The sequence below is a fragment of the Ramlibacter humi genome (genome assembly GCF_004681975.1).
Classification (GTDB): domain Bacteria; phylum Pseudomonadota; class Gammaproteobacteria; order Burkholderiales; family Burkholderiaceae_C; genus Ramlibacter; species Ramlibacter humi.
In genome coordinates this window covers 145745-168629 of the sequence record NZ_SMLK01000006.1, presented here as the reverse complement: position 1 = coordinate 168629, position 22885 = coordinate 145745, and the positions used below count along the sequence as shown (strand labels likewise).

At 70.0% G+C, this 22885-nt stretch carries 24 protein-coding genes; 12 read left to right on the top strand and 12 right to left on the bottom strand.

Annotated elements, in window-relative coordinates; all coding sequences use genetic code 11:
- Positions 1-33 precede the first annotated feature (33 nt).
- The 4 genes from EZ216_RS17165 (at position 34) to EZ216_RS17150 (ending at position 2974) form a co-directional block, all read left to right on the top strand.
- On the top strand, positions 34-510 hold the full coding sequence (locus EZ216_RS17165; protein ID WP_135251011.1) for an Lrp/AsnC ligand binding domain-containing protein: 477 nt from the start codon (positions 34-36) through the stop codon (positions 508-510).
- Positions 511-599: 89 nt separating this feature from the next.
- A complete protein-coding gene (locus tag EZ216_RS17160; RefSeq protein WP_135251010.1) occupies positions 600-815 on the top strand; it encodes a hypervirulence associated TUDOR domain-containing protein in 216 nt (71 codons plus the stop codon).
- A 57-nt stretch (positions 816-872) separates the two neighbouring features.
- Complete coding sequence (gene glpK, locus EZ216_RS17155) at positions 873-2390, top strand: glycerol kinase GlpK (RefSeq protein ID WP_135251009.1); 1518 nt, start codon at positions 873-875, stop codon at positions 2388-2390.
- 44 nt (positions 2391-2434) lie between these two features.
- The gene (locus EZ216_RS17150) at positions 2435-2974 is read left to right on the top strand and encodes a DUF3617 domain-containing protein (protein ID WP_135251008.1); all 540 of its coding nucleotides are present in this window, start codon (positions 2435-2437) and stop codon (positions 2972-2974) included.
- 42 nt (positions 2975-3016) lie between these two features.
- Here EZ216_RS17150 and EZ216_RS17145 read toward each other — a convergent pair whose 3' ends face one another.
- Entirely contained in the window at positions 3017-3712 is a 696-nt protein-coding gene (locus tag EZ216_RS17145; protein ID WP_135251007.1) for a YggS family pyridoxal phosphate-dependent enzyme, read from the bottom strand.
- Positions 3713-3760: 48 nt separating this feature from the next.
- Between EZ216_RS17145 and EZ216_RS17140 the strand changes: the two genes are divergently transcribed.
- The 4 genes from EZ216_RS17140 to EZ216_RS17125 all read left to right on the top strand — a co-directional run bounded on the left by EZ216_RS17140 (position 3761) and on the right by EZ216_RS17125 (position 7526).
- Complete coding sequence (locus EZ216_RS17140) at positions 3761-4804, top strand: type IV pilus twitching motility protein PilT (RefSeq protein WP_135251006.1); 1044 nt, start codon at positions 3761-3763, stop codon at positions 4802-4804.
- A gap of 37 nt (positions 4805-4841) precedes the next feature.
- Positions 4842-5978, top strand: a complete 1137-nt coding sequence (locus tag EZ216_RS17135) for a PilT/PilU family type 4a pilus ATPase (RefSeq protein WP_135251005.1) — start codon at positions 4842-4844, stop codon at positions 5976-5978.
- A 186-nt stretch (positions 5979-6164) separates the two neighbouring features.
- A complete protein-coding gene (locus tag EZ216_RS17130) occupies positions 6165-6578 on the top strand; it encodes a tautomerase family protein (protein ID WP_167772947.1) in 414 nt (137 codons plus the stop codon).
- Between the two features lie 45 nt (positions 6579-6623).
- Positions 6624-7526, top strand: a complete 903-nt coding sequence (locus EZ216_RS17125; RefSeq protein ID WP_135251003.1) for an NAD(P)-dependent oxidoreductase — start codon at positions 6624-6626, stop codon at positions 7524-7526.
- Between the two features lie 123 nt (positions 7527-7649).
- Here EZ216_RS17125 and EZ216_RS17120 read toward each other — a convergent pair whose 3' ends face one another.
- Genes EZ216_RS17120 through EZ216_RS17110 form a run of 3 tightly spaced genes read right to left on the bottom strand, consistent with a single transcriptional unit; the run spans position 7650 to position 9330 of the window.
- On the bottom strand, positions 7650-8300 hold the full coding sequence (locus EZ216_RS17120; RefSeq protein WP_135251002.1) for a BON domain-containing protein: 651 nt from the start codon (positions 8298-8300) through the stop codon (positions 7650-7652).
- Complete coding sequence (locus EZ216_RS17115) at positions 8297-8896, bottom strand: phosphoheptose isomerase (protein ID WP_135251001.1); 600 nt, start codon at positions 8894-8896, stop codon at positions 8297-8299. The genes EZ216_RS17120 and EZ216_RS17115 overlap by 4 nt, the downstream gene beginning before the upstream one ends.
- 44 nt (positions 8897-8940) lie before the next feature.
- On the bottom strand, positions 8941-9330 hold the full coding sequence (locus EZ216_RS17110) for a YraN family protein (RefSeq protein ID WP_135251000.1): 390 nt from the start codon (positions 9328-9330) through the stop codon (positions 8941-8943).
- A 25-nt stretch (positions 9331-9355) separates the two neighbouring features.
- On the opposite strand from EZ216_RS17110, the gene rsmI reads away from it, so the two are divergent.
- Positions 9356-10264: a 16S rRNA (cytidine(1402)-2'-O)-methyltransferase gene (gene rsmI, locus EZ216_RS17105; RefSeq protein ID WP_239024422.1), complete on the top strand. Its 909-nt coding sequence runs from the start codon at positions 9356-9358 to the stop codon at positions 10262-10264.
- On the opposite strand, the gene priA is transcribed toward rsmI, so the two are convergent.
- A complete protein-coding gene (gene priA / locus EZ216_RS17100; protein WP_135250999.1) occupies positions 10261-12303 on the bottom strand; it encodes a replication restart helicase PriA in 2043 nt (680 codons plus the stop codon). The genes rsmI and priA overlap by 4 nt on opposite strands.
- 342 nt (positions 12304-12645) lie before the next feature.
- A complete protein-coding gene (gene hemE, locus EZ216_RS17095) occupies positions 12646-13737 on the bottom strand; it encodes a uroporphyrinogen decarboxylase (protein WP_135250998.1) in 1092 nt (363 codons plus the stop codon).
- A gap of 39 nt (positions 13738-13776) precedes the next feature.
- On the opposite strand from hemE, the gene EZ216_RS17090 reads away from it, so the two are divergent.
- Complete coding sequence (locus tag EZ216_RS17090) at positions 13777-14871, top strand: methyltransferase domain-containing protein (RefSeq protein WP_135250997.1); 1095 nt, start codon at positions 13777-13779, stop codon at positions 14869-14871.
- 40 nt (positions 14872-14911) lie between these two features.
- Positions 14912-15580, top strand: coding sequence for a general secretion pathway protein GspB (locus EZ216_RS17085; RefSeq protein ID WP_135250996.1), 669 nt, complete (start codon positions 14912-14914; stop codon positions 15578-15580).
- A gap of 4 nt (positions 15581-15584) precedes the next feature.
- Here EZ216_RS17085 and EZ216_RS17080 read toward each other — a convergent pair whose 3' ends face one another.
- The 3 genes from EZ216_RS17080 to EZ216_RS17070 form a co-directional block, all read right to left on the bottom strand.
- Entirely contained in the window at positions 15585-16187 is a 603-nt protein-coding gene (locus EZ216_RS17080; protein WP_135250995.1) for a DUF2158 domain-containing protein, read from the bottom strand.
- 81 nt (positions 16188-16268) lie between these two features.
- Positions 16269-17594 (bottom strand): O-acetylhomoserine aminocarboxypropyltransferase/cysteine synthase family protein, encoded by a 1326-nt coding sequence (locus tag EZ216_RS17075; protein ID WP_135250994.1) that lies wholly within the window; start codon positions 17592-17594, stop codon positions 16269-16271.
- A gap of 1 nt (position 17595) precedes the next feature.
- Positions 17596-18087 (bottom strand): CoA-binding protein, encoded by a 492-nt coding sequence (locus EZ216_RS17070; RefSeq protein ID WP_135250993.1) that lies wholly within the window; start codon positions 18085-18087, stop codon positions 17596-17598.
- A gap of 69 nt (positions 18088-18156) precedes the next feature.
- On the opposite strand from EZ216_RS17070, the gene EZ216_RS17065 reads away from it, so the two are divergent.
- Positions 18157-20580, top strand: coding sequence for a glycoside hydrolase family 5 protein (locus EZ216_RS17065; RefSeq protein WP_135250992.1), 2424 nt, complete (start codon positions 18157-18159; stop codon positions 20578-20580).
- On the opposite strand, the gene EZ216_RS17060 is transcribed toward EZ216_RS17065, so the two are convergent.
- From EZ216_RS17060 to EZ216_RS17050, 3 genes are all read right to left on the bottom strand, one after another.
- Positions 20572-21201 (bottom strand): hypothetical protein, encoded by a 630-nt coding sequence (locus tag EZ216_RS17060; protein ID WP_135250991.1) that lies wholly within the window; start codon positions 21199-21201, stop codon positions 20572-20574. The genes EZ216_RS17065 and EZ216_RS17060 overlap by 9 nt on opposite strands.
- A gap of 167 nt (positions 21202-21368) precedes the next feature.
- The gene (locus EZ216_RS17055) at positions 21369-22295 is read right to left on the bottom strand and encodes a M48 family metalloprotease (RefSeq protein ID WP_135250990.1); all 927 of its coding nucleotides are present in this window, start codon (positions 22293-22295) and stop codon (positions 21369-21371) included.
- Positions 22292-22879: an SH3 domain-containing protein gene (locus tag EZ216_RS17050; protein ID WP_135250989.1), complete on the bottom strand. Its 588-nt coding sequence runs from the start codon at positions 22877-22879 to the stop codon at positions 22292-22294. The genes EZ216_RS17055 and EZ216_RS17050 overlap by 4 nt, the downstream gene beginning before the upstream one ends.
- Between the last annotated feature and the right edge of the window lie 6 nt (positions 22880-22885).

Here is a 22885-nt window from a genome sequence, read left to right as displayed (position 1 = left end):
ACTGAACTGATCGAATTGAATATTTCACTAGCCATGGCCGAAGAAATCGAGGACATCGACCGCATCGACCGGAAAATCCTGAGCGTCCTGCAGCGCGACGGGCGGCTGTCCAACCTCAGGCTGGCCGAAGCGGTGGCGCTGTCGCCCACGGCGGTGCTCGCCCGCGTGCAGCGCCTCACGCGCGACGGCTACATCCTGGGCTACGAGGCGCGGCTGAACCCGCTGAAGCTGGACGCCGGCATGCTGGTGTTCGTCGAAGTGCTGCTGGACCGCACCACGCCCAATGTCTTCGACGCGTTCAAGGCCGCGGTGCAGGTGCACGACGAGATCATGGAATGCCACATGGTCGCGGGCGGGTTCGACTACCTGCTGAAGACGCGCATGCGCGACATGCAGGCTTACCGCGATTTCGCGGGCAGCGTGCTGTGGCAACTGCCCGGCGTGCGCGAGACCCGCACGTATGCCGTGATGGAAGAGGTGAAGAACACCGCCAGGCTGCCGCTGCGCTAGGAAGAGTTGCCACTGAAGGGCCGTCTTCACACCTGCGCGGGGCCAGCCCGGCCATCATGGGCCGGACCACAACCCCCACGGGAGCATGCATGAGCGACAAGCTGCGGGCCGGCGATGCGGTCGAATGGAATTCCCACGGCGGCACCGCCAAGGGCAAGGTGAAGAAAAAACTCACCAGCCGCACCATGATCAAGGGCCACCAGGTGGCCGCATCCCCCGACAACCCCGAGTACCTGGTCGAAACCGCGTCCGGTGCGCAGGCCGCGCACAAGCCGGGCGCGCTGCGCAAGGCGAAGCCCGCGTGACTGCTGCTGGGGCATGACCTGATGAACAAGCGGGGGTGGCGCCGCTAGCATCGGCGGATGACCACATCCACCAGCCCGGGGCAGGCTTACCTGCTCGCGCTCGACCAGGGCACGTCCAGTTCCCGCAGCATCGTCTTCGACTCGCGCGGCGGCATCGTCGCGATGGCGCAGCGCGAGCTGCCGCAGATCTACCCGCAACCCGGCTGGGTGGAGCACGACGCGATGGAGATCTGGCGCGGCCAGCTCGCCACCGCGCAGGAAGCGCTGAAGAAGGCCGGCATCGCGGCGAAGGACGTCGCCGCCATCGGCATCACCAATCAGCGCGAAACCGCGGTGCTGTGGAACCGCAAGACGGGGCAGCCGATCCACCACGCCATCGTCTGGCAGGACCGCCGCGGCGAGCCGCTGTGCGCGCAGCTGCGCGAGCAGGGCAAGGCTTCGTTGATCCAGCAGCGCACCGGGCTCATCGTCGACTCGTACTTCTCGGGCACCAAGATCCGCTGGCTGCTGGACAACGTGCCCGGCGCGCGCGCGCAGGCCGAACGCGGCGAGCTGGCTTTCGGCACCATCGACAGCTGGCTGTTGTGGCAGCTGACCGGCGGCGCGCTGCACGCCACCGACGTGAGCAACGCGTCGCGCACCATGCTGTTCGACGTGCACCGCAACCAGTGGGACGAAGAGCTGCTGGCATTGCTGCAGGTGCCCGCGTCGCTGATGCCCAAGGTGCTGCCGTCCAGCGCCGACTACGGCCGCACGGTGGAGACACTGCTGGGCGCCCCCGTGCGCATCGGCGGCGTGGCGGGCGACCAGCAGAGCGCGCTCTTTGGCCAGGCCTGCCTGCGCGAAGGCATGGCCAAGAACACCTACGGCACCGGCTGCTTCCTGCTGATGCACACCGGCGGGCGCTTCCAGAAGTCGGCCAACGGCCTGGTCACCACCAGCGCGGCGCAGCTGGACGCCACGCCGCAGTACGCGCTGGAAGGCAGCGTGTTCGTCGCGGGCGCGGTGGTGCAGTGGCTGCGCGACGGGCTGAAGGCGATCGAGAACAGCGCGCAGGTGGAAGCGCTGGCGGCCAGCGTGCCCGATGCCGGCGGCGTGATGCTGGTGCCCGCCTTCACGGGGCTGGGGGCGCCGTACTGGCAGCCGGATGCGCGCGGCACCATCACCGGGCTGACGCGCGGGTCCACGGTTGCCCACGTGGCGCGTGCGGCGCTGGAGAGCATCGCTTTCCAGAGCGCGGCGCTGCTGCAGGCCATGGGCCGCGACGCCGCCGCCGCGGGCGCGGCGCCCGTCGCCGAACTGCGCGTGGACGGCGGCGCCTGCGTGAACAACCTGCTGATGCAGTTCCAGGCCGACCTGCTGGGCATCCCGGTAGTGCGGCCGGCGGTGACCGAAACCACGGCATTGGGCGCCGCCTACCTGGCGGGACTGGCGGCGGGCGTCTATGCGGGTCCGGAGGAACTGCAGTCGCAGTGGCGCGCCGAGCGCCGCTTCACGCCCACGCTGCCGCGCGACCGCGCCCAGGAGCTGATGCAGCGCTGGGAGCACGCCGTCCGGCAGGCGACGGTGGCCTGACACGCGCAAGCGCCAGAATCGTGACTTTCTTTCCCGGAGCCAGCATGAAGAAAACCTTGTTCCTCGCCATCGCGATCGCCGCCGTGGCCGCGCCCGCCGCGGCGCAATCGCTCAAACCCGGCCTGTGGGAGCTCCAGCAGCGCACGCCCAGCAACCCCGAGATTGACAAGCAGGTCGCGCAGGCGCGCGAGCAGATCGCGGCCCTGCCGCCCGCGCAGCGCAAGCAGATGGAAGCGATGATGGCCAAGCAGGGCGTGCAGCAGGGCAGCGGCAACACCATGCGCGTCTGCATGAGCAAGGAGATGGCCGAGCGCAACGAAGTGCCGCCCGCGCAGGGCGACTGCAAGATGAAGGACCTGGGCCGCAGCGGCAACACGAGGAAGATGTCCTTCAGCTGCACCAACCCGGTTTCCAGCGGCGAGACCGAGGTGACGAGCAGCAGCCCCGAGGCTTACACGATGAAGACCGTCGCCACCGCCACCGTGGACGGCAAGCCGCAGAAGATGACGATGGAAGGCGGGGGCAAGTGGCTGGGCGCCGACTGCGGCAACCTCAAGCCCCTGGGGTCTGCGGCGAAGAAGTGATCTGTCGTCCCGGCGCAAGCCGGGCATGACAACCGAGGGCGCTCAGCCCTCTTTCTTCGGCCGGCCGCCGAAGATGGCGGTGCCCACCCGCACCATGGTGCTGCCGGCGGCGACGGCGGCTTCCAGGTCGGCGGTCATGCCCATCGAAAGCGTGTCCATCTCGATGCCCTGGGCCCGCAACTGCCGGAACAGGGCGGCGGCGGCCTCGTGCGGCGCCTTTTGCGCCTCGAAGTCCGCGCCCGGCTCGGGGATGGTCATGAGGCCGCGCAGGCGCAGGTTGGGCAACCGCGCGATCTCGCGCGCGAGTTCGGCGACTTCGCCGGGCGCGGCGCCCGACTTGGACGGGCCGCCGTCGATGTTCACCTGGATGCACACGCACAGCGGCGGCTTGCCTTCGGGGCGCTGCTCCGACAGGCGCTGGGCGATCTTCAGCCGGTCGACCGTGTGGGCCCAGTCGAAGTGCTGGGCGACCAGCCGCGTCTTGTTGCTCTGGATCGGGCCGATGCAATGCCATTCCAGGGCCAGGCCGGACAGCAGGCCGATCTTTTCCACCGCTTCCTGGATGTAGTTCTCGCCGAAGGCGCGCTGGCCGGCGGCGTGCGCTTCGCGCACTTCTTCGGGGCCGAAGGTCTTGGACACCGCCAGCAGCGTGACTTCTTCCACTTGGCGTTGCGCCCGGGCACAGGCGGCGGCAATCCGTCCCCGGACGGTCTGGAGGTTGGCGGCAATCGTCGTCATAATCGCCCGGCGCTAGTTACGCAAGCAAACGTCAAGAGGTAGGGACTCGTGGATATTACCCAGCTGCTGGCCTTCAGCGTGAAGAACAAGGCTTCGGACCTGCACCTGTCCGCGGGCCTGCCGCCCATGATCCGCGTCCACGGCGACGTGCGCCGCATCAACGTCGACCCCATGGACCACAAGCAGGTCCACGCGATGGTGTACGACATCATGAACGACACGCAGCGCAAGCAGTACGAGGAATTCCTCGAGTGCGACTTCTCGTTCGAGATCGAAGGCCTGGCGCGCTTCCGTGTCAACGCGTTCAACCAGAACCGCGGCGCCGGCGCCGTGTTCCGGACCATTCCGTCCAAGATCCTCTCGCTGGAACAGCTGAACGCGCCCAAGATCTTCCAGGACCTGGCGCTCAAGCCGCGCGGCATGGTGCTGGTGACGGGCCCCACGGGCTCGGGCAAGTCCACCACGCTGGCGGCCATGATCAACCACCTCAATGAGACCGAATACGGCCACATCCTGACGGTGGAAGACCCGATCGAATTCGTGCACGAGTCCAAGAAGTGCCTGGTCAACCAGCGCGAAGTGGGCCCGATGACGCTGTCGTTCCAGGCCGCCCTGAAGTCCGCGCTGCGCGAGGACCCGGACTGCATCCTGGTGGGCGAAATGCGCGACCTGGAAACCATCCGCCTGGCCATGTCGGCCGCCGAGACGGGCCACCTGGTGTTCGGCACGCTGCACACGTCCAGCGCCGCCAAGACCATCGACCGCATCATCGACGTGTTCCCGGCCGAAGAGAAGGAAATGATCCGCGCCATGCTGTCCGAATCGCTGCAGGCGGTGGTGTCGCAGACGCTGTGCAAGACCAAGGACGGCTCGGGCCGCGTGGCGGCGCACGAGATCATGCTGGGCACCTCGGCCATCCGCAACCTGATCCGCGAAGCCAAGGTGGCGCAGATGTACTCGGCCATCCAGACCGGCAACAGCTTCGGCATGCAGACGCTGGACCAGAACCTCACCGACCTGGTGCGCCGCAACGTCATCAGCCCGGCCGAAGCGCGGTCCAAGGCCAAGATACCGGAAAACTTCCCGGGCTGAGCCCCGGCCACCTTTCGCGCCCCCGAAGGAAGCGACCATGGAAAGAGACCAGGCCAGTAAATTCATCAACGACCTGCTCAAGCTGATGATCAGCCGCAACGGCAGCGACCTGTTCATCACGGGCGACTTCCCGCCGGCCATCAAGGTCGACGGCAAGGTCACCAAGGTCTCGCCGCAGCCGCTGACCGCCGGGCACACGCTGGCGCTGGCGCGTTCGATCATGAACGACAAGCAGGCGTCGGAGTTCGAGCGCACCAAGGAGTGCAACTTCGCCATCTCGCCGCCCGGCGTCGGCCGCTTCCGCGTCAATGCGTTCGTGCAGCAGGGCAAGGTCGGCATGGTGCTGCGGGTCATTCCGCAGAACCTGCCCACCATCGACAAGCTGGGCGTGCCGCAGGTGCTCAAGGAAGTGGTGATGGCCAAGCGCGGCCTGGTGGTGCTGGTGGGCGCCACGGGCTCGGGCAAGTCCACGACGCTGGCCGCCATGATCGACTGGCGCAACGAGAGCAGCTACGGCCACATCATCACCATCGAAGACCCGGTGGAATTCGTGCACCCGCACAAGAACTGCGTGATCACGCAGCGCGAAGTGGGCCTGGACACCGACAACTGGGAAGCCGCGCTGAAGAACACGCTGCGCCAGGCGCCCGACGTCATCCTGATGGGCGAGATCCGCGATCGCGAGACCATGGAACACGCCATCGCCTTCGCCGAGACCGGCCACCTTTGCATGGCCACTCTGCACGCCAACAGCGCCAACCAGGCGCTCGACCGCGTGATCAACTTCTTCCCGGAAGAGCGCCGCGCCCAGCTGCTGATGGACCTGTCGCTGAACCTGAAGGCCATGATCTCGCAGCGCCTGGTGCCCAAGCAGGACGGCAAGGGCCGCCAGGCCATGGTGGAGATCATGCTGAACAGCCCGCTGATCAGCGACCTGATCTTCAAGGGCGAGGTCACCGAGATCAAGGAGATCATGAAGAAGAGCCGCAACCTGGGCATGCAGACCTTCGACCAGGCCCTGTTCGACGCCTTCGAGAACAACCTCATCAGCTACGAAGACGCGCTGCGCAACGCCGACTCGGTGAACGACCTGCGCCTGCAGATCAAGCTGAACAGCCAGCGCGCGAAGACGCAGGACCTGGCTTCGGGTACCGAGAACCTCGCCATCGTCTGAGGGCCTCACGCCTTCGCAAACGCCCGCCTCGCGCGGGCGTTTTGTTTGCTTCCTCCCTCCCCTCCGGGGGAAGGTTGGGTGGGGGCTCTCCGGCCTTCCATTCCGCGCAAAGCGGTTATGCGCCGCATGCCATTTCCCCACGCCGGCGCTGCGGGCACAGTCTCCCCTCCCAAAGGAGAAACCGCCATGCCCCTCGTCCGCATCGACCTGCCCGCCGCCACTTCGCCAACCGAAGTCGCGGCCATCTCGCGCACCGTCCACCAGTCGATGGTCGAAGTCTTCAACGTGCCGCAAGACGACATGTTCCAGGTGGTCGCACGCCGCCCGCCCGGCGAGATCGTGTGCACGCCGCAGTTCCTGGGCGTGCAGCATTCCGACCGGGTGCTGTTCGTGCAGATCTTCTGCGCGCCGGGACGCACGGTCGGCGTGAAGGAAGCGCTCTACGAGCGAATCGCGCACGGCATCGCGGCGCAAGCATCGTTCGCCGCGGCCGACGTGATCATCAACCTCGTCGAGACGCTGCGCGAGAACTGGTCGTTCGGCAACGGGCTGGCGCAGTACGCCTTGCAGGACCGCGCCCGTCCGCAGGCGCGTGCCTAGAATCCGCGATTCCGGCCCAGGCCATCCGCAACACCCGAGACCCCCATGCCCAGCACCAACCCGAAGACGTACGACTCCACGACCCCGCGCAAGGTGGCCTTCCTCGGCCTCGGCGTGATGGGCTTCCCGATGGCCGGCCACCTGGCGCTGGCCGGCCACGACGTGACGGTCTACAACCGCAGCGCGGCCAAGGCCAAGGCCTGGACCGATGAGTTCAAGGGCAGGGCCGCGCCCACGCCGCGCGAAGCGGTGGCCGGCTGTGACTTCGTGTTCTGCTGCGTGGGCAACGACGACGACCTGCGGTCGGTGGTGCTGGGCGATGACGGCGCGCTGGCGGGCATGAAGGCCGGCGCGGTCTTCGTGGACCACACCACCGCATCGGCCAACGTCGCGCGCGAACTGTCGGCCGCCGCGAAGGCCAAGGGCCTGCAATTCGTCGACGCGCCCGTGTCCGGCGGCCAGGCGGGCGCGCAGAACGGCATGCTCACCGTCATGTGCGGCGGCGATGCGGCGTCGTTCGAGTCGGCCAAGCCGGTGGCGATGGCTTTCTCGCGCGCGTTCACGCTGCTGGGCGCCAGCGGCGCCGGCCAGCTCGCCAAGATGGTCAACCAGATCTGCATCGCGGGCCTGGTGCAGGGCCTGTCCGAGGCCATCGCCTTTGGCCAGAAGGCCGGCCTGGACATGGAGCAGGTGCTGGAAGTGATCGGCAAGGGCGCCGCGCAAAGCTGGCAGATGGACAACCGCGGCAAGACCATGATCGCCGGCAAGTTCGACTTCGGCTTCGCGGTGGACTGGATGCGCAAGGACCTGGGCCTGGTACTGGACGAAGCCAAGCGCAACGGCGCGCGCCTGCCGGTCACCGCGCTGGTGGATCAGTTCTACGCCGACGTGCAGCAGCTGGGCGGCGGCCGCTGGGACACTTCTTCGCTGATCAAGCGGCTGAAGTAAAGCGGACACCCTTGCGCGGAGAGCGCGGAGCAAGCGCAGAGGCCGCGGAGGAGACCTTCAAAAGGTTTCTTCTCCGCGGCCTCTGCGCTTGCTCCGCGTACTCTGCGTACGGGAGTTTGGGGGTTACTGCGTCACCGTGGGCCCGCTAGCCGCCTTCGCCGGCGGCGGCGCGATGCGGCGCAGTTCCTCTTCCGAGATGATCTCGAACAACCGCACCACCTTCTGCACGCCGCCGACGCTGCGTGCGATGCTGGTGGCGCGCTCGGCTTCGCGCTGGGTGACGCGCCCCATCAGGTAGGTGGTGCCGCGCTCGGTGACGACGCGGAAGGCGCCGGCCGACAGTTCGCGGTCGTCGACCAGCGAAGCCTTCACCTTGCCGGTGACCAGAGCGTCCGATGAGCGCTGGGCCAGCGTGGACGCGCCCATCACGCCCAGTTCGTTGACGACGCTGCGCACGTTCTCCACGCGCGACACGAGCTGTTCCACCTGCTGCTTCTCGCGCTCGGAAGGCACCTCGCCGGTCAGCAGCACCTGGCGGTTGTAGCTGTTGACGTTGACGTGCACGCGATCGCCCAGCGCATCGCGCACGCGCGCGCCCGCGCGCAGGTCGATGCCTTCGTCCTCCACCTGCGCGCCGGAAGTGCGGCGGTCCACGGCCATGATGGTGCCGACGGCGGCGCCGCCCAGCACCAGTGGCGCGCAGGCGGCCAGGGTGGCGGCGAGGGAAGCGGCCGCGAGGGCGGCGAGGGCGAAGCGGGTGAAGGGTCGGGTCATGCGCTGGGTTCCTGTTCTCCGAGCAGTTGGGCATCCACGCCGTCGCAGAGGCAGTGGATGGCGAGGATGTGGACTTCCTGGATGCGGGCGGTGCGCTCGTGCGGCACGCAGATGTGCACGTCGGTCTCGCGCAGCATCGCGCCGATCTTGCCGCCGCCGCGGCCGGTGAGGGCCACCACCGACATCTCGCGCTCGTGCGCGGCTTCGATGGCGGCGATGACGTTGGCCGAGTTGCCGCTGGTGGACAGCGCGAGCAGCACGTCGCCCGCCTGGCCCAGCGCGCGCACCTGCTTGGCGAACACGCGGTTGAAGTCGTAGTCGTTGGCGATGGCGCTGAGGATGGAACTGTCGGTCGTCAGCGCGATGGCGGCCAGCTCCGGCCTCTCGCGTTCGAAGCGGCCGACGAATTCGGCCGAGAAGTGCTGCGCGTCGGCGGCCGAACCGCCGTTGCCGCAGGCCAGCACCTTGCCGCCGCTGGTGACGCAGGCCAGCACTGCCTGCACGGCCGCCGCGATGGGCTTGGACAGCGCCTGCGAAGCCTGGTACTTCAGGTCGGCGCTGTCGATGAAGTGCTGCTGGATCCTTTGTTCGAGCATGGATGGGATGATAGCGTGCGCTCCCTGACCCTCCCCGGTGCCGGTCATGCGGCATCGAAGGCCGCGCGCAGCCACTGCAGCCGGCCTTCCTGCACCGCCACCACGTCGAACCGGCAGGGCGGGGGCGACGCATAGCGCATCAGGAACAGCCGGGCGGCGAACACGATGCGCCGCCGCTTGGCGCTGCTGATGCTGGCCGCCGCGCCGCCGAAGTCCGCCCGGCCGCGCCGGCGCACTTCGACGAACACCAGCGTGGCGCCGTCGCGCATCACCAGGTCGATCTCGCCGCCGCCGCGGCCCGGCGTCCGATAATTGCGCGCCACCAGCCGCAGGCCGGCCTGCAGCAGGTGGTGCAGCGCGCGGTCTTCCGCGGCATCGCCGGCGGCCTTGGGGTTGCGCGGCGGGGCCGGCGGGTCGCGTCCGAACATCTCCATTTCGATCCTTTCCGGGAACAGCCTCTTGTCCGCCGCTTCCTCGTTCACCTCCGCGCGGCAGGCCGCGCGCGAAGCCGCGGGCGCGCAGGACTTCCCCAAGGGTGCGCTCTACATGGTGGCCACGCCCATCGGCAACCTGGCGGACATCTCGCTGCGCACCCTCCACCTGCTGGAGATCGCCGATCGCGTCGCGTGCGAGGACACGCGCCACACGCAGGCGCTGCTGCGCGCCTATGGACTGGAACGCGCGGGCGACCGGCTGCTGGCGCTGCACCAGCACAACGAGGCGCAGGCGGCGCAGCAGGTCGTCGCGTGGCTCAACGCGGGCGAGCGCGTGGCGTACGCCAGCGACGCCGGCACGCCGGCGGTCAGCGATCCCGGCGCGCGGCTCGCGGCGGCCGTGCGCGAAGCGGGCCTGCGCGTGGTGCCCATGCCGGGTGCCAGCAGCGTGACCACGCTGCTCAGCGCGGCGGGCTGCGCGGGCGAAGGTGCTTTCGTGTTCGCGGGCTTCCTGCCGTCCAAGGCGGGTGAGCGCGATGCCGCCGTCGCGGCGCTTGCGCAGGAACCGCGCCCAGTGGTGCTGCTGGAAGCGCCGCACCGCATCGAGGCGCTGGCTTCGTCGCTGGCGGTCCTGGGCGATCGCCTGGTGACCGTGGGCCGCGAGCTGACCAAGCAGTTCGAGGAGATCGCCACCGTGCCTTGCGCGCGGTTGGGCGATTGGCTGGCCGCCAACCCGCAGCGCACGCGGGGTGAGTTCGCGCTGGCGTTGCACGGCGCGCCGGCGGCGCCGAAGACGGGCGAGGGCGAGCGCGTGCTGGCGTTGCTGCTGCCGGAGCTGCCGGTGAAAACCGCCGTGAAACTTGCCGCCGAGATCAGCGGCGAGCCGCGCAACGCCCTTTACGACGCGGCGCTGCGCATGAAGAAAGAAACCTAGATCGCCTGCGGGTCGACGTCCACGGCCCAGCGGATCAGGCCTTTCACCCGCTGTTCGTGCAGCAGCGGCTGCCACGCCGCCAGGAAGCGCTGCAGCGCCGGGCGCGAGATGCCCTCGGCCACCATCTGCGCCCGCTCCACGTCGGCCACGCGCTGCACGGCCATCGGCACCGGCGGGTACACCGTGACGTGCGGCGCGTCGGGCAGCTGCTGCGCCGCTTCGGATGCGGCGCGCAGGAACTGCTGCGCGACGTCCTGCGTGCGGGCCTCCGCGCGCACCAGTGCCTGGAAAGAGAAAGGCGGCATGGCTGCGGCTTCGCGCTCGCGCAGCTGCTGCGCCGCGAAGGCCGCGTAGTCGTGCTTGCGCAGCGCGCCGAACAACGCATGCGTCGGATGCCAGGTCTGCACCCACAACTCGCTGTGGCCCGCGCGCGCTGCATCGCGGCCCGCGCGACCGCCCGCCTGCATCAGCAGTGCGAACAGCCGCTCGGGCGCACGGAAGTCGCTGGAGAAGAGCGCGGTGTCCGGGTTCAGCGCGGCCACCAGCGTGATGCGCCGGAAGTCGTGGCCCTTGGCCACCATCTGCGTGCCGACCAGCACGTCGACCGCGCCCGTGTGCACCTCGTCCAGCTGCGCTTCCAGCGCGCCCTTGGTGCGCGTGGTGTCGGCGTCGATGCGGCCGATGCGCACCGGCTGGCCGCCGGGCCGCGTGGTGCCGGCGAACAGTTCGGCCAGGTGCTCCTCCAGCCGCTCGGTGCCGCGGCCCAGCGGCAGGATGTCGGGGTTGCCGCAGACCGGGCAGGCGCGCGGCACGCGCTCGGTGAAACCGCAGTGGTGGCAGCGCAGCGTGCGGTCGACCTTGTGGAACACGCGGAACGCGCTGCAGTGCGGGCACTCGCTCTTCCACTCGCAGTTGCCGCAGGCCAGCACCGGCGCGTAGCCGCGCCGGTTGAGGAACAGCAGCGCCTGCTCGCCGCGCGCGATGCGCTCCTGGATGGCGGCGACGAGTCCCGGCGCCACCACCGTCTTCTTGGGCTGCAGGTTCATGTCCACCAGCCGCACCTGCGGCAGGCGCCCTTCGCCGATGCGGGAGGGCATCTCCAGGCGCGTGTAGCGGCCCTTCTCGCTGGCGTGCCAGCTTTCCAGCGAAGGCGTGGCCGAGCCCAGCACCACCTTGGCGCCTTCGCTCTTGCCTCTGTACAGCGCCAGGTCGCGCGCGGAATAGCGCGCGCCTTCCTGCTGCTTGTAGCTGGGGTCGTGCTCCTCGTCGACGATGACCAGCTTCAGGTGCGGCAGCGAAGCGAATACCGCCATGCGCGTGCCCAGCACGATGCGCGCGGCACCGGCATGCGCCGCGAGCCAGGCTTTCAGGCGCTGCGGATTCGTCAGGCCGCTGTGCAGCGCGACCACGCCTTGCGCGCCGAAGCGTTCGGCGAATCGCGCCTGCAGCTGCGGCGTGAGGTTGATCTCCGGGACCATCACCAGCGCCTGCGCGTCGGGATCCGCGGCCAGCGTCTCGGCCACCGCGCGCAGGTACACCTCGGTCTTGCCGCTGCCCGTGGTGCCGTGCAGCAGGAAAGGCCCGGGCTCCGCGCGCAGGCGTTCCAGCGCCGCGGATTGCTCGCTGCTCAATGCCGGCGCCGCGGCGCCGGGGTCCGCCGGCGTGGCCGCCACGCCGCGTTTGGCCCGCCGGGCCCATTGGGCCGGCGTCAGCTCGCGCAACTGCGGCGGCAGCGCCGCCAGGGCCACTTCGCCCACGCCGCGCTGGTAATAGCCGGCGGCGAAGTCCACCAGGCGCCGCCAGCCCTCGCCGAGCGCGGGCAGGCCTTCCAGCACCGCCGCCACCGGCTTCTCGTCGCCGCGCGGCGGCTCGGTCGCGTCGCCCCACACCACGCCCAGGACCTCGCGCCGACCCAGCGGCACGCGCACCAAGGATCCCGCCGCGAGCGGCTGCTCACTGCCGTACGTGAACGGGCCCGCCGCACCACTGTGCGCCGGCGTCGGCACGACCACGGCGAGGCGGAACGCCGGCGGGCTCATCGTTGCAACGAACTCCTCATGTTCAGCTTTGGAATGGCACCCAAGTCCTTGATTTCCAAGGCCTTTGCCGCTGTTCAGATTTTCTGTGGATAACTTTGTTGACAGCTCACCCGGGGAGCGGCGCGAGGCCCGGAAAATCAAGGGTTTGGCTGCGCTGCCCGGAAAAGCGGCACTCGGCGGTACCTAATGAAATCAAGCACTTAGCAAAACTACCGGTTGAGCAGCCCATCCGGACCCACTTCGCGGGATGCATTGCGCCGCAACACGGTTTTTGTGCATAAGTCAAGGCGACCGCCGGTATTTGGCCTGACGTCCACTAGGGTATTCACCAATGACGCGGGCTCAGGCCAACACCTTCCGGGCGGAGTGCCGGTGCACCGCTTCCACCAGCACTTGCACGTGCTCCGGCGGGGTGTGCTGGCTGATGCCGTGCCCCAGGTTGAACACGTGCGTGGGGCCGGCGCCCGGGCCGGTGTGGGGCGCGCCGAAGCTGGCCAGCACCGAACGCACCTGTTCGTCGATGCGCTCGGGCGGCGCGAACAGCACGTTGGGGTCCAGGTTGCCCTGCAGTGCCTTGCTGCCGCCCACCAGTTGCCGCGCGCGGCCCAGGTTCACGGTCCAGTCGACGCCCAGCACGTCGCAATCCAGCCCGGCCATCTGCTCCAGCCACGGGCCGCCGCCTTTGGTGAACACGATGCGCGGGATGACCGCGCCCTCGTGCTCCCGCTTGAGTTGCGACAGCACGCGGGCGATATAGGCCAGGCTGAATTCCTGGAACGCGCCGTCGGCCAGCACGCCGCCCCAGCTGTCGAACACCATCACGGCCTGCGCGCCGGCTTCGATCTGGGCGTTGAGGTAAGCCGCCACGGCGTCGGCGTTCACCGCCAGCATCCGGTGCATCAGGTCGGGCCGGCCGTACAGCATGGACTTCACCAGCCGGTAGTCGTCGGAGCCGCGGCCTTCCACCATGTAGCAGGCCAGGGTCCACGGACTGCCGGAGAAACCGATCAGCGGCACCCGGCCGTCCAGCGCGCGGCGGATGGATGTGACCGCGTCGAACACGTAGCGCAGCTTCTCCAGGTCCGGCACCGCCAGCTGCCCGACCGCGGCCTCGTCGCGCACCGGCGAGGCGAAGCGCGGGCCCTCGCCTTCGGCGAACGACAGGCCCAGGCCCATCGCATCGGGCACGGTGAGGATGTCGGAGAACAGGATGGCCGCGTCCAGCGCGTAACGCTCCAGCGGCTGCAGGGTCACTTCGGTGGCGAAGTCCACGTCGGTGGCCAGCCCCATGAAGCTGCCCGCCTTGGCGCGGGTGGCGCGGTATTCCGGCAGGTAGCGCCCCGCCTGCCGCATCAGCCACAGCGGCGTGTACGGCGTGGCCTGCCGCAGGCAGGCGCGCAGGAAGGTGTCGTTCTTCAGCGGGGCGAAAGGCATCGCGCGATTGTCGCAGGGCGGGTCCTATGATCCGCCGCGATGGATGCGACGTTCGAACAGGCCAAGGCCTTCTTTCTGCAGGGCCTGGCCCACTACCAGGCCGGCCGCTGGGCCGCCGCGGAGCGCGCTTTCGCCGCCTCGCTGGCGCTGGTGCCGGGGCGGCCTTCGACGCTGACCAACCTGGGCGCCACCGTGCTCAAGCTGGGCCGTGCGGAGGAAGCCGCGGAACTGCTGCAGGAAGCGCTGGCGCAGGAGCCGGACAACGCCGAGGCGCTGGCGCAGCTGTCGGCGGCGCTGGCGGAGCTGGGGCGTGCGCAGCCGGCACTGGAGTGCGTGATCCGCTCGCTGTCGATCGACGCCCGCAACGCGGCGGCGTGGACGCTGCGCGGCACGCTGGAGCGCGAAGCCGGCCGGCGTGAAGCCGCCGCGTCGTCGTTCCGCCGTGCGCTGGAAACCGGCGCCGACGCTTCGCTCGTGAACTACTACCTCGCCGGCGTTTCGGGCGCAGACGCGCCGGCTGCGCCGCCGCGCGGGTACGTCGAGCAGCTGTTCGACAGCTACGCCGACGGCTTCGAACAGCACCTGGCGGGCGCGTTGCAGTACCGCGGGCCGGAGATCCTCGTGGCCGGCCTTTCGCGCGATCGGTACGGCGCGGCGCTGGACCTGGGCTGCGGCACGGGACTGGCCGCGCCGCTGCTGCGGCCACTGTGCGAACGGCTCACGGGCGTAGACCTGTCCGCCAACATGGTGCAGCGCGCCCGCGCCGGCGGCCTCTACGACGAGGTGCGGCAAGGCGAGGCCGTCGAGGTCCTGTCGTCGATGCCCGCCGCATCGCTGGACCTGGTGCTGGCGGCCGACGTGTTCATCTACGTCGGCGCGCTGGAAGCCGTTTTCGCGCAGGCCGCGCGGGTGCTGCGGCCGGGCGGCGAGTTTTCTTTCTCGGTCGAGCAGGCGGATGAGCCTCATGCGTTCGAGCTGCGCATGAGCCTGCGGTACGCGCATTCGGAGCGTTACATCCGGACGCTGGCGGGCCAATGCGGTTTCGAACTACACGCGGTGCAGCGCCATCCCCTGAGGATCGACCAGGGGCAGCCCGTGGCGGGCTTGTTCGCCTGGCTGCGCCGCAACGGCTGAAGCATTCGCCGGCGGCCGAGGCAGCCCGTTGGAGATGTGCATGAGGAATTCGCTCGCAAGCCTGGCCGCGCTGGCCGGCCTGTTCGCCGCGACGGCGGCACCGGCCCAGGTGACGCCGGCCGAGCCTTTCGGCGGCCGCCCGTTCGGCGCTGCCACCGCGCCCGTGCCGGCTCCGGCCCCCGTTCCCGCAGCGCCCGCGCCCGTGGTGGTGCAGCCCGGTGCCGGGCCGGTGGTGGTGCAAGCGGCGCCGGCCGTCGTGCAGCCGCCCATGCCGGTTCCGGCGCCGGCGCCCGCCGACGTCGCCGGGCCGAACGGAAGGCCACCATCCACGGTGAATTCACCGCGCGCGATGAACGCGCCGATTCCCGCGCCGGCGCCGGCACCGGCTCAAGCCGCCGCACCCGCGCCTGCGCCGGTGGCCGCACCGGCGAACGTCACGCCGCCGTTCACCGCCAACCGGCCTGGCAACCAGGCCCCCGTCGCAACGGCGCCGCCTCCGCCGCCCGTCAAGGGCCTGCCCGCGGACGCGCCGCGCATCGTCATCAGCGGCAGCGTGTACTCGCCCAGCGCGTCTCAGCGCATGGTGATCGCCAACGGCCAGGTGGTGCGCGAAGGCGCGGAGGTGGCCAGTGGCGTGAAGCTGGAGGAAGTGCGGCCGGAAAGCGCGGTGCTGGACTTCCGCGGCAACCGCTACAACGTGTTTTTCTGAAGCGTCACTGCGCCAGCGGCAGCGCGGTTTCGGCGGACTCGCCGGCGCTCCAGGTGCGGCGCTCCTGGCCCACCGGCACCAGCTCGTCGCGCAGGAAGCTGCCGTGGCGGTGCCTCTCGCCGTCGAACCACGAGCAGTGGCCGACGTCGCCGGTGAGTGCCTGCAGCATCATCACCGGCCCGCCCTCGCGCAGCTGCACCAGCGTGTCCGGCACCAGCCCGCCTGCGGAACGTGTGGCGAGCCCTCCGGTGCGCGCCTCGACGGCGGACCGCAGTGCGCCGATCACCAGTTCCGGCTGCACCGGCTTGGCCAGGTGGTAGCTGAAGCCAGCCCGCCGTGAGCGGTCCACGTGCTGGGGCTGCGTGTGGCCCGACATCGCGATCAGCAGCAGCCCGGGCCGCGCGGCGCGCAAGCGGGCGCCGGCGGTGTAGCCGTCCATGTCCGGCATCGCCAGGTCCAGGATGGCGGCATCGAACGCCTGAGCGCTGCCTGTCTGCGCGGCCTGGCGGCCGTCATACACGGTGGTGACGTCGTGGCCCTCGATCTCCAGCAGCATGGAGAGAGTGTCGGCCGCGTCACGGTTGTCGTCGGCGACGAGGATCTTCACGGGTGATGCTTTCCCATCGCCGGAAGTCTGACCGGTGACTGAGCCGTTCACCGTAGGACGGCGCTGACAATTCGAAACAGGTCAGGCCACGGCCTTGCGCAGCGCCTGGTCGATGTCCCAGAGGATGTCGTCCACGTCCTCGATGCCGACGGACAGGCGGATCATGTCGGCGCCCACGCCCGCGCGCCGCAGTTCCTCTTCGCTCAACTGCCGGTGCGTGGTGGACGCAGGGTGGATGACCAGCGTCTTGGCGTCGCCGATGTTGGCCAGGTGGCTGAGGAACTCGCAGGCGTCGATGAAGCGCTCGCCCGCCTTCGCGGGATCGGCCGCACGGATGCCGAAGGTGAGGATGCCCGAGCAGCCCGGCGTGCCGTCGATGGCGCGGAACTGCTTTTTCGCCAGCGCGTGGTCGGGCGACGACTCGAGGCCCGGGTAGTTCACCCAGCTGACGTGCGGGTGGTCGCTGAGGAACTGCGCGATCTTCAGCGCGTTGCGGCAATGCGCCTGCATGCGCAGGTGCAGCGTCTCGATGCCTTGCAGGATCAGCCACGCGTTCAGCGGCGAGAGCGAGCCGCCGAACGTGCGATTGACCTCCATGCGCGCCTTCATCGTGTAGCCGAAGTCGCCGAAGGTCTCGTAGAACTTCACGCCGTGGTACGCGCGGCTGGGCTCCAACATCTCGGGGAACTTCGTGCGCGCGAGCGGCGAGCCCCAGTCGAACTTGCCCGACTCCACCACCACGCCGGCCATCGTGGTGCCGTGCCCGCCCAGGTACTTGGTGGCGCTGTGCACCACGATGTCGGCGCCGAACGCGAAGGGGTTGCACAGGTAGGGACTCGCGACCGTGTTGTCGATCACCAGCGGGATGCCGTGTTCGTGCGCGATGGCCGCGACGGGCTCGATGTCGAACACGTTCACGCGCGGGTTGCCCAGCGTCTCGCCGTAGATCGCGCGCGTCTGCGGGCGGATGGCACGGCGGAAGTTGTCGGGATCGGCAGGATCGACGAACGTGGTCTCGATGCCCAGGCGCGAGAAGCCCACGCCCAGCTGGCCGACGGTGCCGCCGTACAGCGTGGACGAAGCGACGATGTGGTCGCCGGCCTTCAGGATGGCCAGCAGCGCCGTCATCTGCGCCGCCATGCCGGTGGCGCAGGCCAGCGCGGCGCGGCCGCCTTCGAGCGAGGCCACGCGCTCTTCCAGTACCGCGACCGTCGGGTTGCTGATGCGCGAGTAGACGTTGCCGAAGGTCTGCAGGTTGAACAGGCTGGCCGCGTGCTCGGCCGAGTCGAACACGAAGCTGGTGGTCTGGTGGATCGGCGTGGCGCGCGCGCCGGTCACCGGGTCGGGTGTCGCGCCGGCGTGGATCGCACGCGTGCCAAAGCCGTAGTCGCGGTCCTGGTTCGCCATGTCAGTACGGAAGTTGCTGCGGCCGGCGCGACGAGATCACCTTCGTGTTCACGCCGGCCCAGTTGAGGCCGCCGAACAGGCGCGCATGTTCGATCTTCACGCAGCGGTCCATCACGACTTCGAGTCCCGCCGCGCGTGCCTTCGTCGCCGCGGCCTCGTTCACCACGCCCAGTTGCATCCACAGGCACTTCGCGCCGATGGCGATGGCCTCGTCGGCGACCGGCGGGATGTCTTCGCTGCGGCGGAAGCAATCCACCATGTCGATCTTCACGCCTTCTTTCGCCAGCACCCGCGCCGCTTCGGTCACGCTGGGATAACAGCGCTCGCCCAGGATTTCCTGCGCCGATGGATTGACCGGCACGATGCGATAGCCGTGCGCCTGCATGTACTTGGCCGCGAAGAAACTCGGGCGGTGCCATTGCGGCGACAGGCCCACCACGGCCAGTGTGCGGCAGGTGCCCAGGATGCGCCGAAGTTCGTGGACGGAGCTCATGCGCGCCAGTGTACGAAAGCGCCGCCGTCCTACCTCGGTCACCGGTGGCTCAGCCTAAGGTGCCGCTGGATGGGTTTCAACGATCAATTCCACCTCATCCGTCGGCGCGAACTGCTGCGCTGGGCGGCCTTGGCCGGCGTGCCCGCGTTGCCTGGCTGCTGGGTCGGCGACAGCAACGCGCAATCCGGCCCGCCCAAATCCGGCTTCTCGCTCGGCACCAACCTGTCCGGCATGGAATGGGCGCAGCCGGGTTTCCGCAAGGGCGGCAGCACGCTGCCCAACCTGCACTACACCGTGCCGCGCAAGGCCGACATCACCTGGCTGGCCCAGCAAGGGTTCAAGCGCAACCGCCTGCCGGTGGCGTGGGAGATGCTGCAGCCGGTGCTGTTCGACGCGAAGCCCAACGACGCGGCGCGCGCGCTGGTGGGCCAGCCGGGCGAGTTCAACGCGCAGTACGCGCAGTTCATCACCGACGTGCTGGACGCGCATGCGGCCGCGGGCGCGAAGTGCATCGTCGACCTGCACAACTATTGCCGCTACCGCGACTTCCGCTACGGGCCCGATGGCGGCGTTGCCGGCCTCAAGCCCGGCAGCACGCCGCGGCACTGGCCCTACACCGAAGACCCGAACGGCGTGCAGGAGCGCATCTTCTCGCTGGCGGCGAACGCCACGCTGACGCAGGCGCACTTCGCCGACTTCTGGCGGCGCGCGGCGCAGCGCTGGAAAGACCATCCGGGCCTGGCCGGCTACGGCCTGATGAACGAGCCGCATGACCTGCCGCGGCCGGGCGAACTGGAAGCCAGCGAAGGCGGCGGCGAAGACCTCGCGATCTGGCCCGCGTACGCGCGCGCCGCGCTCGACGCCATTCGCAAGGTGGACGCGCGCACGCCGGTCTACGTCGCCGGCAACGAGTGGAGCGCGGCGACGTCCCTCGCCAGGAGCAACCCGGGCTTTCCGCTCGCAGGCGACAACGTGGTGTACGAAGTGCATCTGTACCTCGATGCGTCCAGCAGCGGCCACGCCTTCGACTTCGACACCGAAGCGAAGAAGGGCTACTCCGCGGGGCTGAGCCGCCGCGCGATCAACGCCGACACCGGCGTGAAGCGGCTGGAGCAGGCCGTCGAGTGGGCGCGCGACAAGAAGGCGCGCGTGGCGCTGACCGAGATCGGCATGCCGCTGGACGACCCGCGCTGGCAGGAGATGTTCATGCGCACCATGGCGTATGCGGCGTCCAACGGCGTGGAGGTCTACAGCTGGATGGGCGGTGGCCACTGGCCGGTGCGCAACTACCCGATCCACCACGTGCCGGGCTGGCACGAGAACCGCACGCTGCCACCGCCGGTGGCGGGGCCGATGCAGCAGGCCGCGGGCATCGAGCACTTCGCGCTGTTCGACGACGGCGCGGGCTGGGCGCAGCAGGGGCAGCCGGTGACCATCACCGTCTATGCGCGCGGGTTCCTGCGGCAAGCCATCACGCTGGAGGTGGCGTCGGACGGCGGCAAGTTGGGCAAGGCCCGCGTCACCATCCCGGCCGGCGCGAACGGCAGCGACAGCTACACCTTCACGCCCGAGCCGGGCCGCGTGCACACGCTGTCGTACAAGGCCGCGGGCAACCTGGCGTTGCCGCCTGCGCGGCGCGTGTACGCCATCGCCGACCCGGTGGCGTACGCCTCGCGCGACCTGGCGGAAGCCGCGCACGCCATCCTTGCGCGCTACGGCGCAGCGAAATGGGACATGGCGCAGGCGTACACCGACTACGTCAACGGTGCGCCTTCGCGCGACGGGCAGCCGGTGCGCGCGGTGTCCGACTCGGGCTTCGGTTCCAGCTTCGGCAATGCGCTGGAGATGCTGCACTTCGCCAACAACGACGGCGCGACGGCGAAGGTGAACCTGCCGCCCGTGATGCGCCCGGTGAACGGCCGCGCGGCCATCGACCTGTCGCCGCCCGAGACCTGGGGCCTGTGGTGCAAGAAGAGCGCGCCCCAAGCCGAAGTGCTGCCGCGCCCGCGCAACCGCGTGCCGTATGACGTGGGCGACGAGCAGTTCGCGCTGGTGGTCATCCGGCCCGCCGACGAACGCGCCGGCGGCGTTGCCTTCCAGGCTTCGCGCGCGGAGAAGGGCTGCCTGTCCGAGCTGTCGCTGGCGGAAGGCAAGCCGCAGGCGCGCTGGATCGACGAAGGCGGCGGGCAGGCGGTGCTGGCCGCGCCCGAACCGCTGCCGGCGCAGAAGCCCGCGGTGCTGGCCTTCGCGGCTTCGCGCGGCGCGCAGGTGCTGCGCGTGAATGGCCGCGCGGTGGCGCAGGGCAACTCGACCCTCGGCCAGGGCGTGTTCAACCAGCTGCTGCTGGGGTGGGGCTTCGTCGACTACTACCCGCGCGACAGCCTGCGCGGGCAACTGCATGCCGCGGTGACCGGCCGCGGCCGTCCGTCCGATGCCGAACTGGCGGTGCTGGAGAAATACCTGCTGTCGCTGGCGGCTGAGCGCTCAGCGTGACTGCAGGTCGGAGGGGCGGCTGATGTAGCGCTCGCGCGCGCGGCGCAGGTGCTGCTCGCGCGCCTGGCGCAGGTGGCGGTCTTCCTGCACGCGGCCGGCCAGCGAGTCGTGCAGCTTGGCCAGCGCGCCCGGCTGGCGCGAGCATTCGCCGGCCACCACGTCCGGGACCAGGATCACTTCGCCGCCGTCGGCTTCCATCTCGAAACGGCATGGCGTGCCGAGCGCGCCGAACACGGTGACCATGGCTTCGTCGTGCGTGAAGCCCTTGAGCAGCAGGGCGAAGCGGGCGGGCCCCGTGTGTGCCGCCAGCCCACGGCCGGCCGCCAGCGATTGCAACGCCGCGCCCACCTGGTGCACCGCCGCGCGGCGGATGTCCTCGCCGTACAGCTTGCGCAGCTCGTCCAGTTCCTCGAAGTCGAACACCAGCAGCGTCACCAGGCGCGAAGTGCCGGCCATCAGCCCGGCGCCTTCGTCCAGGAAGGCGTGCAGGTCCAGCAAAGGCCTCGTGGGCCGCCGCAGCCAGCGGCCCGTGATGCGGCGCCACCAGCCGGCGGTGCGCGGGTGCGAACGCCGGGGCGGCTGCCAGGTCGACGGCGACTCGGAAGCCGCAACTGTGTCCATGAATCCTCCCTGCATGCGGCGTCCGACCCTGTGCCGGGACGTGGTGCCGCTGGAAGGCCATTTTGGGGCGGCTGCGCCGCTTGTCAGCGCAATTCGTGACGCACACCCCGGCAGGTCTTACGGGGGTGTGTGGCGCCTGCGCGCCAATACGCCGGGAGGGCGCCCTGTCAGGGCTTGGCGGCGGTTGCGACGCGCCGGGGGATCTTCACGCTGGGCTTGCCTCCCAGGGAATCCAGGCGGTGGCCCATGGCGCGCTCCAGCGTGTCCAGGCGCTGCTGCGCCGGCGGGTGCGTGGAGAGCGACAGCGAGAACAGCGGGTTGTCCGGCGCCTGCGCGCGCAGCAGCTGCAACACGCCCGGCAAGCCGAACGGGTCGAAGCCCGACCGCGCGGCCAGGCCCACGCCCAGGCGGTCGGCCTCGAACTCGTCGGCCTGGTCCAGCCCGCTGGAATACAGGTTCTTGCCCAGCGCCAGCAGCTGCTGCGACACCATGCTGCCGATCGCATTGTTCGTGCGGATCTGCGACCCGAGCAGTTGCGTGGCGAGCCCAGCGCGTGCCTTGGCACGCAGCGCGTTGAGGTGGTGGCGCGAAGCCACGTGGCTGACCTCGTGCGCCAGGATGCCGGCCAGCTCCGCCTCGTCGACGCGATCGAGCACGCCCTTGGTGACGAACACGAAACCGCCGGGCGCGGCGAACGCGTTGAAGCCGGCGTCGTCCAGCACGCCGAAGGTCCAGGGCAGGTTGGGCCGGCTGGACTGCAGCGCGATCCAGCGGCCCAGCTGGTTGACGTAGCGCTGCGTGGCGGTGTCGGCCACCAGCGGCTTGCTGCCCAGGAGCACCGCGGCCAGCTGGCGGCCGATGGCGATCTCGTTGGCTTCGTCGATCTCGCCCTGCGATTGCGACAGCAGCTCGAACAGCGAGTTGCCCGGTTGCTGTCCCTGCGCCTGCTCCGTGGGCAGCACGCTGCCCAGCTTGCCGCCGCCGCCGGGAAGGATGTTGCCCAGCAGGCCGCCGAGATTGGGTTGCGCCGCGGCCGGCAGGCAGGCCAGCGCCGCGGCCAGGCCGAAGGTGAAAACGATGGCGCGGCACTTCATTGCGTCACCCCCGATTGGATGGCGGTTGCGGGAGCGGGGGCCGGCAGCGGCTCCACGTTCACCGGCGCCAGGTTGGCCTGCTTCGCGAACCGCTGCGCGTCGGCTTCGCTGGCGCGAAGTTTTTCCATGCGCGTGACGGCCTGCAGGTCGGGCTGCGCCTGGGCCAGGTCTTCGGCGCCCAGGCCGCGGATGCCGATGGTGGCGGTGGGCGTGGTGGTCTTCTGTTCCGGCGCCTTGCTGAAGAAGCCGGTGACGCCGCGCAGGGCGCCGGCCATGGTGCCGCCGCCGCTGCCGTCGCCGGTGCTGCCGGGCGAGCGCAGGTCGAACATGTGGAGCCAGCCGGTGGCGCCGGAAGCCGCCTTCACCTTGACCCAGGGACCTTGCCGGTCGCCGAGCCGCGTGACCTGCGAGTCGGCGGGCAGCGAGGCGGCGACGGCGCCGTCCGCGGCGGGCGTGGCGCGCAGTTCGCTGGCGCGGCGCACGACCGCGGCTTCGTCCTGCGCATGCGCGGCGGGCGCGGCGGCGGCCAGCGCCGCGGCGAGCACCACGGCCGCGCGAAGGTTCAAGGGTGTGAGCAGCCCCACGGGAAT

Bases quoted from the DNA above. Each gene is read 5' to 3' on its own strand.
- EZ216_RS17125 (WP_135251003.1), top strand. From the start codon at position 6,624: ATGCCCAGCACCAACCCGAAGACGTACGACTCCACGACCCCGCGCAAG.
- EZ216_RS17145 (WP_135251007.1), bottom strand. From the start codon at position 3,712: ATGACGACGATTGCCGCCAACCTCCAGACCGTCCGGGGACGGATTGCC.
- EZ216_RS17085 (WP_135250996.1), top strand. From the start codon at position 14,912: ATGAGGAATTCGCTCGCAAGCCTGGCCGCGCTGGCCGGCCTGTTCGCC.
- EZ216_RS17065 (WP_135250992.1), top strand. From the start codon at position 18,157: ATGGGTTTCAACGATCAATTCCACCTCATCCGTCGGCGCGAACTGCTG.
- EZ216_RS17150 (WP_135251008.1), top strand. From the start codon at position 2,435: ATGAAGAAAACCTTGTTCCTCGCCATCGCGATCGCCGCCGTGGCCGCG.
- EZ216_RS17075 (WP_135250994.1), bottom strand. From the start codon at position 17,594: ATGGCGAACCAGGACCGCGACTACGGCTTTGGCACGCGTGCGATCCAC.
- EZ216_RS17160 (WP_135251010.1), top strand. From the start codon at position 600: ATGAGCGACAAGCTGCGGGCCGGCGATGCGGTCGAATGGAATTCCCAC.
- EZ216_RS17090 (WP_135250997.1), top strand. From the start codon at position 13,777: ATGGATGCGACGTTCGAACAGGCCAAGGCCTTCTTTCTGCAGGGCCTG.
- EZ216_RS17135 (WP_135251005.1), top strand. From the start codon at position 4,842: ATGGAAAGAGACCAGGCCAGTAAATTCATCAACGACCTGCTCAAGCTG.
- glpK (WP_135251009.1), top strand. From the start codon at position 873: ATGACCACATCCACCAGCCCGGGGCAGGCTTACCTGCTCGCGCTCGAC.
- EZ216_RS17060 (WP_135250991.1), bottom strand. From the start codon at position 21,201: ATGGACACAGTTGCGGCTTCCGAGTCGCCGTCGACCTGGCAGCCGCCC.
- EZ216_RS17115 (WP_135251001.1), bottom strand. From the start codon at position 8,896: ATGCTCGAACAAAGGATCCAGCAGCACTTCATCGACAGCGCCGACCTG.
- EZ216_RS17110 (WP_135251000.1), bottom strand. From the start codon at position 9,330: ATGGAGATGTTCGGACGCGACCCGCCGGCCCCGCCGCGCAACCCCAAG.
- EZ216_RS17055 (WP_135250990.1), bottom strand. From the start codon at position 22,295: ATGAAGTGCCGCGCCATCGTTTTCACCTTCGGCCTGGCCGCGGCGCTG.
- EZ216_RS17070 (WP_135250993.1), bottom strand. From the start codon at position 18,087: ATGAGCTCCGTCCACGAACTTCGGCGCATCCTGGGCACCTGCCGCACA.
- priA (WP_135250999.1), bottom strand. From the start codon at position 12,303: ATGAGCCCGCCGGCGTTCCGCCTCGCCGTGGTCGTGCCGACGCCGGCG.
- EZ216_RS17130 (WP_167772947.1), top strand. From the start codon at position 6,165: ATGCCCCTCGTCCGCATCGACCTGCCCGCCGCCACTTCGCCAACCGAA.
- EZ216_RS17165 (WP_135251011.1), top strand. From the start codon at position 34: ATGGCCGAAGAAATCGAGGACATCGACCGCATCGACCGGAAAATCCTG.
- hemE (WP_135250998.1), bottom strand. From the start codon at position 13,737: ATGCCTTTCGCCCCGCTGAAGAACGACACCTTCCTGCGCGCCTGCCTG.
- EZ216_RS17120 (WP_135251002.1), bottom strand. From the start codon at position 8,300: ATGACCCGACCCTTCACCCGCTTCGCCCTCGCCGCCCTCGCGGCCGCT.